Here is a 12,065-nt window from a genome sequence, read left to right on the forward strand (position 1 = left end):
TCAGATTCGCTCTTGACCACCCAACTGTGTCTAATATTTCCTATATACCTGGAAAAAATCCCAGCTGGAGCAACTCCTATATCCTTATCCTAAGTGAAGGAAGAAGAGTCGTTCCAGTGGGATTCCCTTGTGTCTGCAATGTCTAATTTCAAGCAGTTTGTCCCCCAAAGTCAGTTGCGTTAGAAGCCACCATCTGCGGAATAACCCGCTTTATGTAAAATTATTATAATGTGTGCTGCGGGTCATGAGTAATTCTCTAATAAGTAATAAGGCCCGGGGATTAGGCTTTAAAAGGGATGATCCGGGTGACATGCTGGATCTCCTCCAGGTCTACTTTAACGGCTCCATCAACTGTTCTAAGCTGAACCTCGTTCGATTTCTTGGTCCATTTCGGTGTTCCCGACATCAAGTCGCCGTTCGTCAGCTTAATTACAACTTCATGTTCAAGGGTCACGGCCATTTTTAATTCAATCAAGTCTACACAAGTCTCGTTATTCATATCATTACGCCCCCAGTTATTAATAGAATAAGTGCTTCTACTATTACTTTCGGCTGAAGAGACTATTATCCTGATAGCAAATTTGAAATCGCGACTTTTTACCTAATCTGCTGCATGTGAATCTAGCAAATGAACCTTCTTTATATAAGTTGCGAGCGGTGCGAGAGAATTATACGTAAAGTTTAGAAGATAAAGTAAGAACCTCAGGGGCAGTCTTGTTCTTAAGATCCGGATGATTTCTCAAGTGCAACCCTTAAAGCCAGCAGCGCCATCACGAATGCAACGGGGGTAAATATATATTTCTCCAAGCTGTTAAATGAAGCCAGATTGCCTGCTATGTTCAGAACCAGGTAAGCGAACATAAGCCAACAGCCGATGCCTGCTGCTTTTCTCCATTTTCCAGGACTGATATACCCGGCCTTCAAAGATACAATGCCAATGAAAAGAAGTGTGGTGACAAGCGCGACGATTTCAAAAATATAAAGGGACGCCTGGCCTTTAATCTGCCCTCCCCATACCATGCTTTGAGGGACTAATCCGGCAAAAATTAAGATGTGCAGCACAAGCATGATCAAATTTAATATAATGAGCATTTTGCTGGCCAGGCCAGCGCTAATGAGCTTTTGTATTAAGACTCCTCCTTAAACTTATTTATGATACTTCTGCTCAGAAAGGGGTCCCGCTGCAATTGTGCCAATCTATAGAAGGTAGAAGAAGCCAATGATCATAAATAGAATTCCGATGGTTGTTATCACCGCCCCGCTAAACTGTGTGAACCTGATGTAGGTCACTGGGTTCAAATTTCCCCTTTACCTTCCAACGTTCATCTAAGTACCAAATAACAGACGGCTTCAAGATAGCAAGAACGCCTAAAGCGAGAAAAACTACGCCGAGCAGAAACAGCATATGATTATCTCCTTTGTTTACATTACGGAAGGGAAAGGTAAATAGTTCCATGCAGCTTATATGAGGTTGTCTCAATCCTGCTAGCTGAAGAATTTTCCAATTAAATTACAGCCACAATAAAAAAACGGCAGCCGCTCTGGCTGTCGTCTTAAAGTTGTTAAGGGAGCAAGTATTACAGTATTAAAGGAGAAAGCTGAGATAGACATTGTCAAAGATTATGCACGGTGGGGGGATGTGTCCCCAAATTGTCCCCAAGGTAATTTAGAAAGGCTTCCTGAATAAAAGTAAAAAAAGAAAAGAAGCCTTGTATATCAAGGCTTCCCGGTTATGATCTGCAGTGGGCTCGAACCACTGACCCCTACCCTGTCAAGATAGTGCTCTCCCAGCTGAGCTAGCAGATCAAAAAAATAATGTAAGTAAATAATATCTTAGCAGGCTAGAAAGCACCTGTCAATGGGGGTGAATATAACTTTGGCTGATTGGTTAGGCTAGGGAATTATTACTACCCTGGAGGGCTGCTCTATGTGGAAGATGGCTAGGTTCATTTGCAAAGCAAGCCTTGGTGCTTTAATGATTACTACGCTGTTGGCAGGCTGTGGCTTGGAGCCGTTATTTGATATTGGCAAGCCGGGAGCCTCGCTGTTCCCTGTCCCGGATACTCCAGTATCCGAGGATGTATATAATCCCTCAGTGTTGGAGGAGGTTTATTCATCGGATTGAGGTTTGTTCAATAGCCTCTGCCATGCAGCAAGCCGTGGAAATGATTCTGCCCGAATTGAACCAGGGAGCCTTCTTTCAGAGCTTCCTGGTTATTTTGCTGTAACTGAATTTTTGTTATAATAGTCCAATTACGACTAAATTGCACTTTCATACTAAGAAGAGGTGACTGAATTGGCTGCCATCATCATACCGGTACATACCGAAGAGCAGTTGAACCATGGACTTGATATCCGGAAGGAAGTATTCGTTCAGGAGCAGCAGGTTCCTGAGGACCTGGAAATCGACGAGTACGATGTGATTGGCCCTGAGTCCCATCATGTACTGATTGAAGAGGGGGGCCGCTACGCAGCGACAGGACGGATTACATATTATAAAGATAATGCGGCCAAGCTTCAGCGGATTGCTGTACGCAAGGACTTCCGTTCAAAGGGAATTGGGCGGGTTCTGATGCTGGCATTGGAGCAGATGGCCAGGGATCTTGGCTTTGATAAGGCTGTGCTCGATGCCCAGTGTCAGGCAGAGCCCTTCTATGCCAAGCTTGGCTACCGCAACATCTCTACGGAACCGTTTTATGATGCGGGAATTCTTCATGTGCGGATGGAGAAGAAGCTGTAATATTTCGGCGGGATTCCGGTAATCCTATCATCTGCAAGACTACAAAGACAGTGATTGCAGAAGGGAGATCGGTTTATCATGCCTGAATCAGCAAGAGAAGTGTTTGTAGCCGTACAAAGAAACGGAGATGGGGACCTGACCTCGTTCAAAACCTCGAGCGGACGGGTGCTGAATTATGAAGAGGCACTGAGGGAAGTGCAGGCGGGAGCGATTGCCGGAGTAAACGCGTTTAAGGGCAAAGACGGCGGGACTTACCTGCGTGGAGATGCCGATGGCGATCCTACGAACAACCTCGATGCCCTGCCAACCTTCCAATAGGAGAATAGCAACAACTCAAAGAGGCTGTCCTTTATGGGCAGCCTCTTTGTTGTGTTCGTACATACCGCCTCGGGAGTGAGCGGTTTAACTTGGCTCATGTATTGTTATCACCCCGTAAGCTCACCGCAGATTATTGGCGGCTTAAGGCAAGGCCTTATTTTTATAAATCATAGACCTCGTGCTGACGCAGGAACTCCATGCTGCCCGTCCTCCCAATAAACTCTTCTATAACATCATCGTAGTGCATGAGGCTGATCCGTGATTGGATTTCAGGCGGGAGAGACAACAGCTCTTCCAGGGTGGTATGCACATAACCGGTGCCGATCAGCTGCACCTCATGGAGAATTTTCCTGCATGACCGGCGGGTAACCAGATCCTCAAGAAGCTCCGGCTGAAAGCGCATATCCGCGCTATAGAAAATCTCGCCATTCAGATAAAGTGAATAGCTGTTTTTTCCTTCAATGTGCGGGGTCTTCATAATTTCAACCTGCAGTGCCTCGTCAATCGTCGTGGTGGTCCCTTCCCGAAGAGGTCTGACCTCAAAGGCGTCCTCCAGCCGCTCAATGCCGTCCTGGGATAGTCCACCTTTTAGCGTATACTCCCAAATCGGCCCGACAAGGGATTCTGCGATATAAAGAACAGGCTTTCTCTGGTAGATATACTTCATCTGAAAAGCGTACTCCTCAAGCCCGCCAACATGATCCGCATGAATATGCGTAATCAGGACGGCATCGATGTCCGCCCAGGTCTTGCCAAGCTGATACAAGGAGGCTGGTGCCGTAACACCACAATCGATAAGCAGGGTATGTGAACCTGTGTAGAGCAGGGCGTTATTGTTGTAATACTTTTTGGCAAAAGCACCGCCTGTACCAAGCATCTGTATCCTTAGTCCCATAGGCATCTCCTTTATACTGATCTCTTCCCATACTTTAACATGGGAGCAGGGATTAAACCAAGCCGCCAAAAGAAGTTCTTCTTCAAAATAGGACCGCAACTTGGACGATTTTCCTAAGTATAACTATACAGGCAACAAGATATGGAGGAGGGACAGTTAGTATATGAGATGGAAAAGAGTGGCTTCAATGGTCCTGGCTTTTTCCCTCTTGGGAGGAACTTTAATCTATGCGGATGCGGCCATCCAGAAGATCCGTCTGATTATTAACGGTAGTGATGTGTCAGACGGGGGATACATGATCGATGGCAAGGCCTATGTTCCCGTTAGAGAATTAAATGGGATCATTGATTTTGACGATGCGACCAAGCGGGTTAACTTTACACAGCCTAATGTGGACCTTTTTGTTTTTAAAGGGGACACACCTTTTGGTAAGGTGAGTGTAGGGAAACTGAAATTTAATGTGTTTTGTCAGGTGGACAGCCTGAAAGTGGATATAAGCTCGGTGAAAGTGTCTATTGTTGGCCCGGACGGCTCGGAGAAAGCGATCCAGTCCCAGGAGCTTGGCAAGGACCAAAAGGATAATTTCTGGTTTAGAACGAACGATTACACCTATGATTTCAAGAGTGCCGGCAAATATACAATTAAATTTTATATGAAGCAGGCCAAAAGCAAGGAATACGAGCTTGTCTCCGAGAAAGTGATCAATGCGATTTGATTGATAAACTGGAGGGCAGCTGCATACCCTAAATTGACCTGTCTGTTCTAAAATGATACGATACGAGGGGATACGACAGTATTTAACAAATTAACCCGAAGTGAGGTATATCAATGAGCGATCACAAACATGACCATGATGACGCTTGCGGCTGCGGACACGATCACGACCATGATCATGAACACGAGGAGTTTGTGCTCACCTTGACAGATGAGAACGGCCAGGATGTGGAAATGGTTCTGGTTGAGACTTTTGACGTGAATGAGAAGGTTTATGCACTTCTGCTTGAACGCAACAATCCGGAAGCTGATGGGATCATTCTCCGCCTTGAGGAAGAAGACGAGAAGATGGTGCTCTACAATATTGAAGACGAAGAAGAATGGCGTCAAGTTGAAGAAGCATACAACGAACTTGTCTCCGCACAGGAAGAATCCTAAAACAAATCATGCATGCGTAAGTTAGAGCTCCCAAGTGGGAGCTTTTTTGATTTGGAAGGGAGCAAGGGGAGCTGGTGTTCTGCATAAAAAAGAGGCTGAGCTTGAATCGCCCGGCCTCATCATGTAACCTAAAATATGGGATCTGCTTCTACAATTACCTTAACTTGATGAATATACCGGTCCTCCGGTCCCTTAACCGGAAGTCCGACATCCACGTGATCTACAATGTAGTCGATGTTCTCCTGGGAGATTACCTCACCAGGAAGCAGGATCGGAATACCCGGAGGATACACATAGATGAATTCCGCAATGATGCGGCCTGCCGATTCCTTGAAAGGAATGACCTCGGTATCCGCATAGAACGCATCGCGCGGAATGAGGGAGAGCTGCGGGATCTCCGGTGTTTTGACAACCAGCTCATTAGCAGTGTTCACGGAATAGTGCTTGGCAGACAGCTCCCGAAGGGCACGGAGCAGTATATCCGCGGTATCCCGGGTGTCGCCCGGGGTAATGAAGCACAGAATGTTATACATATCGCTGAGCTCTACTTCGATGTTGTAGTGCTCTCTAAGCCAGTTCTCCGTCTCGTAGCCTGTGATTCCCAGATGTCTCACATGAACCGTAATCTTGGTCGGGTCGAAAGCATATGTGGCCTCACCGCCGAGAATTTCTTTGCCGAAGCAGTACAGCCCTTCGATCTTATTGACTTCGGTCCGGACATAATCGGCGAGCTGAAGGGTCTCTTCAATCATTTGGTGGCCGTTCAGCGCCAGGTTTCTTCGGGCGGTGTCCAGGGAGGCCAGCAGGATATAAGAGGTTGAGGTGGTGGTCAGCATACTGATAATGGTCTGTACCCGCTGTGGGTTTACGTATCCGTTCTTCACATTCAGATTCAGCACCGAGCTCTGGGTCATGGAGCCTCCCAGCTTGTGAACGCTGGTCGCAGCCATATCCGCGCCAGCTTTCATAGCGGAGATCGGCAGGTCTTCGTGGAAGTGGATATGCACCCCATGTGCCTCGTCTACGAGAACAGGAACATGATAGCTGTGGGCAAGCTCCACAATCTCCTCGAGATGAGCACTGATTCCGAAATAGGTCGGATTGATGACCAGAACCGCTTTGGCGTCAGGGTGCCGCTTGAGCGCTCTTCGAACGGATGAGGTCGTCACCCCGTGGCTGATCCCGAGATTCTCGTCTTGAGCCGGAGATACGAACACAGGCTTGGCTCCGGCAAAAATAATCGCGGACATGATCGATTTGTGAATGTTGCGCGGCACAATGATTTTGTCTCCAGGAGTGCATACGGACATAATCATTGTCATAATCGCACCGCTGGTTCCTTGCACGGAGAAGTAGGTGAAGTCCGCACCGAAAGCATCGGCGGCTAATTTCTGGGCTTCTTCAATTACGCCGCTGGGCTGATGCAGGTCGTCGAGTGGCGCAATATTGATAAGATCTATAGAAAATGCGTTATCGCCAATAAATTCTCTGAATTCCTCGTCAGTTCCTGCCCCTTTCTTATGACCGGGGATGTGGAATTGAACAGGGTTGTTAGCCGCATGTTTCTTAAGAGCCGTAAAAAGCGGCGTACGGTGGTGATCCATTTTGAGCCGTCACAGCCTTTCTTGTGTAATATATAAACAAGGATGAGTATAGCAAATAGCGACGGGAATGCAAGCATCGTTTAAACCTCATTGGTGTAAATTCGGGCCTGAATGGGACAAAATATAAATATAGGACAGGCTACGGATGGTAGGAGAAGGAGGAAAGCATGGAATTATTAAAGGCAAACGCAGTGTCCAAGAGATTGATTACTCCGGTTTTTGTCTGTTTATGGGTCATTATGTTTTTGGTTGAATTTGTAAAAGGCGCCCTGCTCGTTACCATACTACCCGTGTATATGGGGGATGTTCTTCATCTGACCACCTTTGCAATCGGATTATCGATCTCCATGCAGTATATTGGGGACAATCTGTTTCGCAGTCCTTCAGGCTGGCTGATTGAGAGGATTGGATTCCGGATGACGATGGCCATCGGGTTATCCTTGACCTTTGCTGCTGTGGCGGTGATTGCTTTCACGTCCAACACAGCGCTGATTGTGCTTGCCTGTGCTGTGCTCGGAATGGGGACGGCTCCGCTCTGGCCCTGTATCATGATGGGGGTGTCGGCGGTCAGCGGGCAGAACAACAATTTTGCGACCGCGATGGGAATTATCCAGATGTCCAGTCTGGGAGGTGCGGGTGCCGGACCGATTGTGATTAACTTTTTTGTGGATGGCGGGTCCTACAGGAAGGTGTTCTGGATTCTGCTTGGCTGCATGGCGCTGGTATTGGTGGTATCCTTGTTCCTTCCGGGCAAAAATAAAATCCAGAAGGTGGACCCGCACGTCCTGCATCCCGAGGGGGAGCGGAGTCTTACGACCGGGGGCATCCGTAATATTGGCAGCAATCTTAAGAAGACCTTTGCTGAGATTAGGAAGAACCTGAATGTGAGCTGGATGCTGTATCCGGCGCTGTTCCTGCAATCTTTTGCCGTCGGGCTCTTAACCCCGGTGATCACGCTGTATGTACGCACGGTGCTTCACCTGTCTCCGGCAAGCTACAGCGCGCTTATGGTCGTCGGAGGAGGGATTACCGTAATTGGTCTGATTCCAATTGGAAAGCTGGCGGACCGGTATGGCACCAAGTGGTTCCTTCATATTGGCTTCCTGCTCGCCGCGGTATCGGTGGGACTGTTCTCCATGAACCGTTCTATTCAAATTCTGTGGCTGCTGGTGATTCTCATCGGAATCAGCTACGCGTTTATTCTTCCCACCTGGGATACGATGATTTCGCATATGCTTCCTTCTGGTGAGAAAGGGGCTATCTGGGGGCTGTTCCTGACCATTCAGGGATCAGGCATGGTGTTTGGGCCTATGGTGTCAGGCAAGCTATGGGATTTATTTGGCCCCGGTTCGCCGTTTATGACCAGCGCCATTGTGATGGGGATTATGTTCTTCCTTCATCTGGCGTTGTCCCGCCGTCATGCGCGGACGGCCGTTAAACCATGAGACAAGGCTTAGGGCATATAAAAAGGGACACAAGTCAACAGCTTGTGTCCCTTTTTGCTGCGGGTGGATTCTGTCATATAGACCGGGTAAGTTCCGGCTACTCACCTATCCAAGAAGCAGACCGCCTATTTTAATGTAGTGTCCATATGAATTTCTAGAACGATGCTTTGTACAATGGAAGCAGCTTCTCGAAGGTCTCCTCCACTTTAGCGGTAAGCTTGTCCCCATCCTTAAGAATCGGATCATCCCGCTCAATCCGCAGGCCGCAGAGGATCTCGGATTTTTTGACCGAAGCCAGCTTTTCGGCCATCTTTTTGAAGTCCTCGGTGCTCAGATCTTGATGAAGCCTGCCGCCCGGATCCATATGATCCATGGACCAGTAGAATTCGCCCGGGATGTTTTTTTTCACGGCAGACGCGTGTTTATCCAAATATTTGGCGAGAATGAGTTTATTGGGACTTTCGTAAATCACGGCGAAAATGATAAACAGGTGTGAGGCGAACATCCCCACCTGGAAGTGCGGAAGAGCTTTGTAACCGCGTCTGCTGCTTCCCCAGGCGACCCAGCTGTCATTCGGCGGATTAATCGTACGGCGCGCGTGCTTCGCCACATGAGGGAATATCTCCTCACCGCACAGCGCGGACAAGTACGGACTTAACGTACCTCCGAGCTCTTCCAGCTTAGGACGCAGCGTATGGATAAGCGCCTCCATTCTTGGTTCCAGTCTCGGAACCTTGAAGACGTCGAAGTCTTGATTGGTGAAGCCTGTAAACGTCATGAGTCTTGCCTCCTGGTTACGATTAGAAATATGCTCACAATACGGGTGGATCCATGTGCAGCAGCTTGATTATATCAAAATCCGGGCGGCCGTGCGTCATGACCGGAGCTTTGCGGGTAAAAATAATCAAATAATCCAAGTTACCGTTACATAGGATGAAGTATAAGATAATGTAAACTGTAACCAGGACGATAGTAATTTGTTGAGTTTCATGCCCTGCAGAGTCTAATCTTTCGGAGCAGTTTTGCTTAGCAAAACTTGAAGGAGGGAGTACCATGAACAAGAGTTACGAAGTGGAGTATTGTAATCTTGAATTAAGATTTGAACGGGGGCATATCCAGCAGTTGATCCGTGACTTGATACAGGATGGATATTCTCTGTACTGGAGTGAAAGTGATTCCATCTTTATCGTATCGGTCCGTACGGGACGCAAGCTGACCAAGCTTCGGTTCCAGCGTGTGCAGATGAGTTATAAATTAGTGGGGGATTATATAATTAAAGATGCCAAGCTGGCAGAATGGCTCGAGAAGCTGATCGGTGACCTGAGAGGACACGCGGTGGTTAAGCGCTTCAAGGACCGGCAGATCCTGATCGAGAACATTCTGTTCGGGGAAGTCATCCGTCTTGTAGAGGTATCTGGTGTGGAGCAGCGCGTGCTGTATCAGAAAGGCTCCATTCCGAGTTTCGAGAAAATGTCATATATGTTCAATTCCCAGTCGGCCGAGCGGCAGATAGAAAGTCTGCAGACCGAGGTGGACGCTGAGCTTGAGCGTTTGTATGAGGCGTTGAAGTCCGGTGATGAGCAGGCGGCAGAGGCCAGCAAGGAGAAGCTGAAGAAGCTGCGCCGCAGTCTCATGGAGCTGGAATGGTGAGCTGCCCGGACAAATGCCTGCAATGAACAAAGCACCTCAAACTTTCGGTTTTGGGGTGCTTTGTTCGGGCTTGAAGAAGTTCCTTAACATGGAGTGGGGTTCACTTCTTTCCACAAAAACGTTAAAATGATATTATTGTCATAAAATATAGTCTGCAAAGGATGGAGAACCTGATGTCAAAACAACAGATAGGCGTCATCGGACTAGCGGTGATGGGCAAGAATTTGGCACTGAATATCGAAAGCAGAGGCTTTACGGTATCTGTATTTAACCGTTCCCCTCAGAAGACACACGAGCTTTTGGAGAATGAAGCCAAGGGCAAAAATCTCTTCGGAACCTTCTCAATCGAAGAATTCGTAGAATCCCTCGAAAAGCCGCGCAAAATTCTGATCATGGTACAAGCCGGTGCAGCTACTGATGCGACAATTGAACAGCTTGTGCCTCACCTGGATGAAGGCGACATCATTATTGACGGGGGCAACGCATTCTTCCCGGATACCCAGCGCCGCAGCAAGGAGCTTGAAGCCAAGGGCCTTCGCTTTATTGGAACAGGGGTATCAGGCGGTGAAGAAGGCGCTCTGAACGGCCCAGCGATCATGCCTGGCGGTCAAGAAAGCGCATATGAGCTGGTGAAACCGATTCTTACGGCTATTTCCGCCAAAGTGAACGGCGATCCTTGCTGTACATATATCGGTCCAGATGGTGCCGGACACTATGTGAAAATGGTTCACAACGGCATCGAGTATGGGGACATGCAGCTGATCGGGGAGGCGTATCACCTACTGAAGGATACTCTGAACCTGGACGCAAAAGAACTACATGAAATTTTCTCGGAATGGAATAAAGGGGAGCTGGACAGCTACCTGATCGAAATTACCGCGGACATCTTCTCCCAGTATGATGAAGAGACCGGTAAGCCTATGGTTGACGTGATTCTGGATGCCGCAGGCCAGAAAGGGACTGGAAAATGGACAAGCCAGAGCGCTTTGGATCTAGGCGTGCCGTTGTCCATGATTACCGAATCCGTCTTCTCCCGCTTCCTGTCTGCCATGAAGGAAGAGCGGGTTGCTGCCAGCAAAATCCTGAGCGGTCCAGAGAAATCGTTCAATGGGGACAAGCAGGAGTTCATCGAGAACGTCCGCAAAGCCTTGTTCGCAAGTAAGATCGTATCTTATGCTCAAGGCTTCGCCCAAATGCGCGCAGCATCTGACGAATACGGCTGGGATCTGAAATACGGCAACATCGCTATGATCTTCCGCGGTGGCTGTATCATCCGCTCCCAGTTCCTGCAGAACATCAAAGACGCTTATGACCGTGATCCGGCTCTGAAGAACCTGCTGCTGGATTCTTACTTCAAAGGAATTGTTGAGAATTATCAGGATGCATGGCGCAAGGTAGTCTCCACAGCCGTTGCTAACGGGGTTCCGGTGCCTGGCTTCTCCAGTGCGCTTTCCTACTATGACAGCTACCGTACAGAAAGACTGCCAGCGAATCTGCTGCAGGCGCAGCGCGACTACTTCGGCGCTCATACCTTCAAACGTGTGGACAAAGAAGGCGTGTTCCACCATCAGTGGTTCTAAGGCTTCAAAGTTCTTGGCAATAATTCAAAGACACCCGGGATGCGGCAGAGCCGTACCGGGTGTCTTTTTGCTTGCCGGATTATGTGTTATGATATGACAAAGTTCTTTTACTCACAGCATGGAGATAGAGAGAAGTAGGTGACAGGGTGCAGGGGCATAAAGACAATATTATACTGATTGGCATGATGGGTACGGGGAAATCTACGGTAGGTGCACATCTTGCGGCTGAAACGGGTTATCAGCTTGTGGACATGGACCATGAGATCGAGCTTAAGGCCGGTCAATCCATTCCGGACATCTTTGCATCCCAAGGCGAGGCATATTTCCGGGAATTAGAGAGTTCGGTGCTCCGCGAAGTTCTTCAGAGAGAGCACGTTATCGTCGCAACGGGCGGCGGCTGTGTGCTGCGGGATGCCAACTGCCAGATCATGCTGGACAATGGCTGGGTTGTTGCCCTGAAGGCCGATGCCGCAAGTATTATCAGCCGGGTGGGGGAAGATCCTAACCGTCCGCTGCTTGCCGGAGGTGCTGCAGAGCGGATCACTCAGCTGCTCGAAGAACGCAAGATGGCTTATGATTTTGCACACTGCACGATCGATACGGCAGGCAAAAGTGCGGCCGAAGTGGCCTCGGATATTTTAATACGTTACCGCGTCTAAGCTTTTTATTACGAAGGAATTT

At 48.4% G+C, this 12,065-nt stretch carries 15 protein-coding genes and 1 tRNA gene; 9 read left to right on the forward strand and 7 right to left on the reverse strand.

The features are described 5' to 3' along the window. Positions 1–280: 280 nt before the first annotated feature. The 4 genes from BN6628_RS09115 to BN6628_RS09125 form a co-directional block, all read right to left on the reverse strand. Positions 281–499: a hypothetical protein gene (locus BN6628_RS09115; protein WP_068616684.1), complete on the reverse strand. Its 219-nt coding sequence runs from the start codon at positions 497–499 to the stop codon at positions 281–283. Positions 500–720: 221 nt separating this feature from the next. After that, positions 721–1,092 carry a hypothetical protein gene (locus BN6628_RS09120; protein ID WP_082926852.1) on the reverse strand — a complete coding sequence of 124 codons (372 nt, stop codon included), beginning with the start codon at positions 1,090–1,092 and terminating at the stop codon, positions 721–723. A 169-nt stretch (positions 1,093–1,261) separates the two neighbouring features. Next, on the reverse strand, positions 1,262–1,456 hold the full coding sequence (locus BN6628_RS26950; RefSeq protein ID WP_392397634.1) for a DUF6199 family natural product biosynthesis protein: 195 nt from the start codon (positions 1,454–1,456) through the stop codon (positions 1,262–1,264). 277 nt (positions 1,457–1,733) lie between these two features. Next, a tRNA-Val gene (locus BN6628_RS09125) sits at positions 1,734–1,806 on the reverse strand. A 121-nt stretch (positions 1,807–1,927) separates the two neighbouring features. Here BN6628_RS09125 and BN6628_RS09130 point away from each other — a divergent pair. From BN6628_RS09130 to BN6628_RS09140, 3 genes are all read left to right on the forward strand, one after another. Next, a complete protein-coding gene (locus BN6628_RS09130; protein ID WP_068616687.1) occupies positions 1,928–2,125 on the forward strand; it encodes a hypothetical protein in 198 nt (65 codons plus the stop codon). Positions 2,126–2,296: 171 nt separating this feature from the next. Further along, the gene (locus BN6628_RS09135) at positions 2,297–2,740 is read left to right on the forward strand and encodes a GNAT family N-acetyltransferase (protein WP_068616689.1); all 444 of its coding nucleotides are present in this window, start codon (positions 2,297–2,299) and stop codon (positions 2,738–2,740) included. 78 nt (positions 2,741–2,818) lie between these two features. Beyond that, a complete protein-coding gene (locus BN6628_RS09140) occupies positions 2,819–3,058 on the forward strand; it encodes a DUF3892 domain-containing protein (protein WP_068616691.1) in 240 nt (79 codons plus the stop codon). Positions 3,059–3,218: 160 nt separating this feature from the next. Here the strand turns inward: BN6628_RS09140 and BN6628_RS09145 are convergent, their stop codons facing one another. Beyond that, on the reverse strand, positions 3,219–3,953 hold the full coding sequence (locus tag BN6628_RS09145; RefSeq protein WP_068622132.1) for an MBL fold metallo-hydrolase: 735 nt from the start codon (positions 3,951–3,953) through the stop codon (positions 3,219–3,221). Between the two features lie 163 nt (positions 3,954–4,116). On the opposite strand from BN6628_RS09145, the gene BN6628_RS09150 reads away from it, so the two are divergent. Together BN6628_RS09150 and BN6628_RS09155 are read left to right on the forward strand one after the other, a co-directional pair. Continuing rightward, the gene (locus BN6628_RS09150) at positions 4,117–4,668 is read left to right on the forward strand and encodes a copper amine oxidase (RefSeq protein ID WP_068616693.1); all 552 of its coding nucleotides are present in this window, start codon (positions 4,117–4,119) and stop codon (positions 4,666–4,668) included. A gap of 113 nt (positions 4,669–4,781) precedes the next feature. Continuing rightward, on the forward strand, positions 4,782–5,105 hold the full coding sequence (locus BN6628_RS09155) for a DUF1292 domain-containing protein (protein ID WP_068616696.1): 324 nt from the start codon (positions 4,782–4,784) through the stop codon (positions 5,103–5,105). Between the two features lie 128 nt (positions 5,106–5,233). Here BN6628_RS09155 and BN6628_RS09160 read toward each other — a convergent pair whose 3' ends face one another. Next, entirely contained in the window at positions 5,234–6,709 is a 1,476-nt protein-coding gene (locus BN6628_RS09160; protein ID WP_068616698.1) for an aminotransferase class I/II-fold pyridoxal phosphate-dependent enzyme, read from the reverse strand. 167 nt (positions 6,710–6,876) lie between these two features. Between BN6628_RS09160 and BN6628_RS09165 the strand changes: the two genes are divergently transcribed. After that, positions 6,877–8,154, forward strand: a complete 1,278-nt coding sequence (locus tag BN6628_RS09165) for an MFS transporter (RefSeq protein WP_068616700.1) — start codon at positions 6,877–6,879, stop codon at positions 8,152–8,154. Positions 8,155–8,308: 154 nt separating this feature from the next. On the opposite strand, the gene BN6628_RS09170 is transcribed toward BN6628_RS09165, so the two are convergent. Then, positions 8,309–8,932, reverse strand: coding sequence for a DUF1054 domain-containing protein (locus BN6628_RS09170; protein ID WP_068616702.1), 624 nt, complete (start codon positions 8,930–8,932; stop codon positions 8,309–8,311). Positions 8,933–9,207: 275 nt separating this feature from the next. Between BN6628_RS09170 and BN6628_RS09175 the strand changes: the two genes are divergently transcribed. From BN6628_RS09175 to BN6628_RS09185, 3 genes are all read left to right on the forward strand, one after another. Then, positions 9,208–9,804 carry a hypothetical protein gene (locus BN6628_RS09175; protein ID WP_068616703.1) on the forward strand — a complete coding sequence of 199 codons (597 nt, stop codon included), beginning with the start codon at positions 9,208–9,210 and terminating at the stop codon, positions 9,802–9,804. A gap of 173 nt (positions 9,805–9,977) precedes the next feature. Continuing rightward, positions 9,978–11,384 carry an NADP-dependent phosphogluconate dehydrogenase gene (gene gndA, locus BN6628_RS09180; protein WP_068616705.1) on the forward strand — a complete coding sequence of 469 codons (1,407 nt, stop codon included), beginning with the start codon at positions 9,978–9,980 and terminating at the stop codon, positions 11,382–11,384. Between the two features lie 146 nt (positions 11,385–11,530). Continuing rightward, entirely contained in the window at positions 11,531–12,043 is a 513-nt protein-coding gene (locus BN6628_RS09185; protein WP_328586951.1) for a shikimate kinase, read from the forward strand. The last annotated feature ends 22 nt before the right edge of the window (positions 12,044–12,065 follow it).

The sequence above is a fragment of the Paenibacillus tuaregi genome (assembly GCF_900086655.1).
GTDB classification, from domain to species: Bacteria; Bacillota; Bacilli; order Paenibacillales; family Paenibacillaceae; genus Fontibacillus; species Fontibacillus tuaregi.

Bases quoted from the DNA above. Each gene is read 5' to 3' on its own strand.
- BN6628_RS09160 (WP_068616698.1), bottom strand. From the start codon at position 6,709: ATGGATCACCACCGTACGCCGCTTTTTACGGCTCTTAAGAAACATGCG.
- BN6628_RS26950 (WP_392397634.1), bottom strand. From the start codon at position 1,456: ATGGAACTATTTACCTTTCCCTTCCGTAATGTAAACAAAGGAGATAAT.
- BN6628_RS09165 (WP_068616700.1), top strand. From the start codon at position 6,877: ATGGAATTATTAAAGGCAAACGCAGTGTCCAAGAGATTGATTACTCCG.
- BN6628_RS09155 (WP_068616696.1), top strand. From the start codon at position 4,782: ATGAGCGATCACAAACATGACCATGATGACGCTTGCGGCTGCGGACAC.
- BN6628_RS09120 (WP_082926852.1), bottom strand. From the start codon at position 1,092: ATGCTCATTATATTAAATTTGATCATGCTTGTGCTGCACATCTTAATT.
- gndA (WP_068616705.1), top strand. From the start codon at position 9,978: ATGTCAAAACAACAGATAGGCGTCATCGGACTAGCGGTGATGGGCAAG.
- BN6628_RS09115 (WP_068616684.1), bottom strand. From the start codon at position 499: ATGAATAACGAGACTTGTGTAGACTTGATTGAATTAAAAATGGCCGTG.
- BN6628_RS09170 (WP_068616702.1), bottom strand. From the start codon at position 8,932: ATGACGTTTACAGGCTTCACCAATCAAGACTTCGACGTCTTCAAGGTT.
- BN6628_RS09140 (WP_068616691.1), top strand. From the start codon at position 2,819: ATGCCTGAATCAGCAAGAGAAGTGTTTGTAGCCGTACAAAGAAACGGA.
- BN6628_RS09150 (WP_068616693.1), top strand. From the start codon at position 4,117: ATGAGATGGAAAAGAGTGGCTTCAATGGTCCTGGCTTTTTCCCTCTTG.
- BN6628_RS09175 (WP_068616703.1), top strand. From the start codon at position 9,208: ATGAACAAGAGTTACGAAGTGGAGTATTGTAATCTTGAATTAAGATTT.
- BN6628_RS09145 (WP_068622132.1), bottom strand. From the start codon at position 3,953: ATGGGACTAAGGATACAGATGCTTGGTACAGGCGGTGCTTTTGCCAAA.
- BN6628_RS09130 (WP_068616687.1), top strand. From the start codon at position 1,928: ATGTGGAAGATGGCTAGGTTCATTTGCAAAGCAAGCCTTGGTGCTTTA.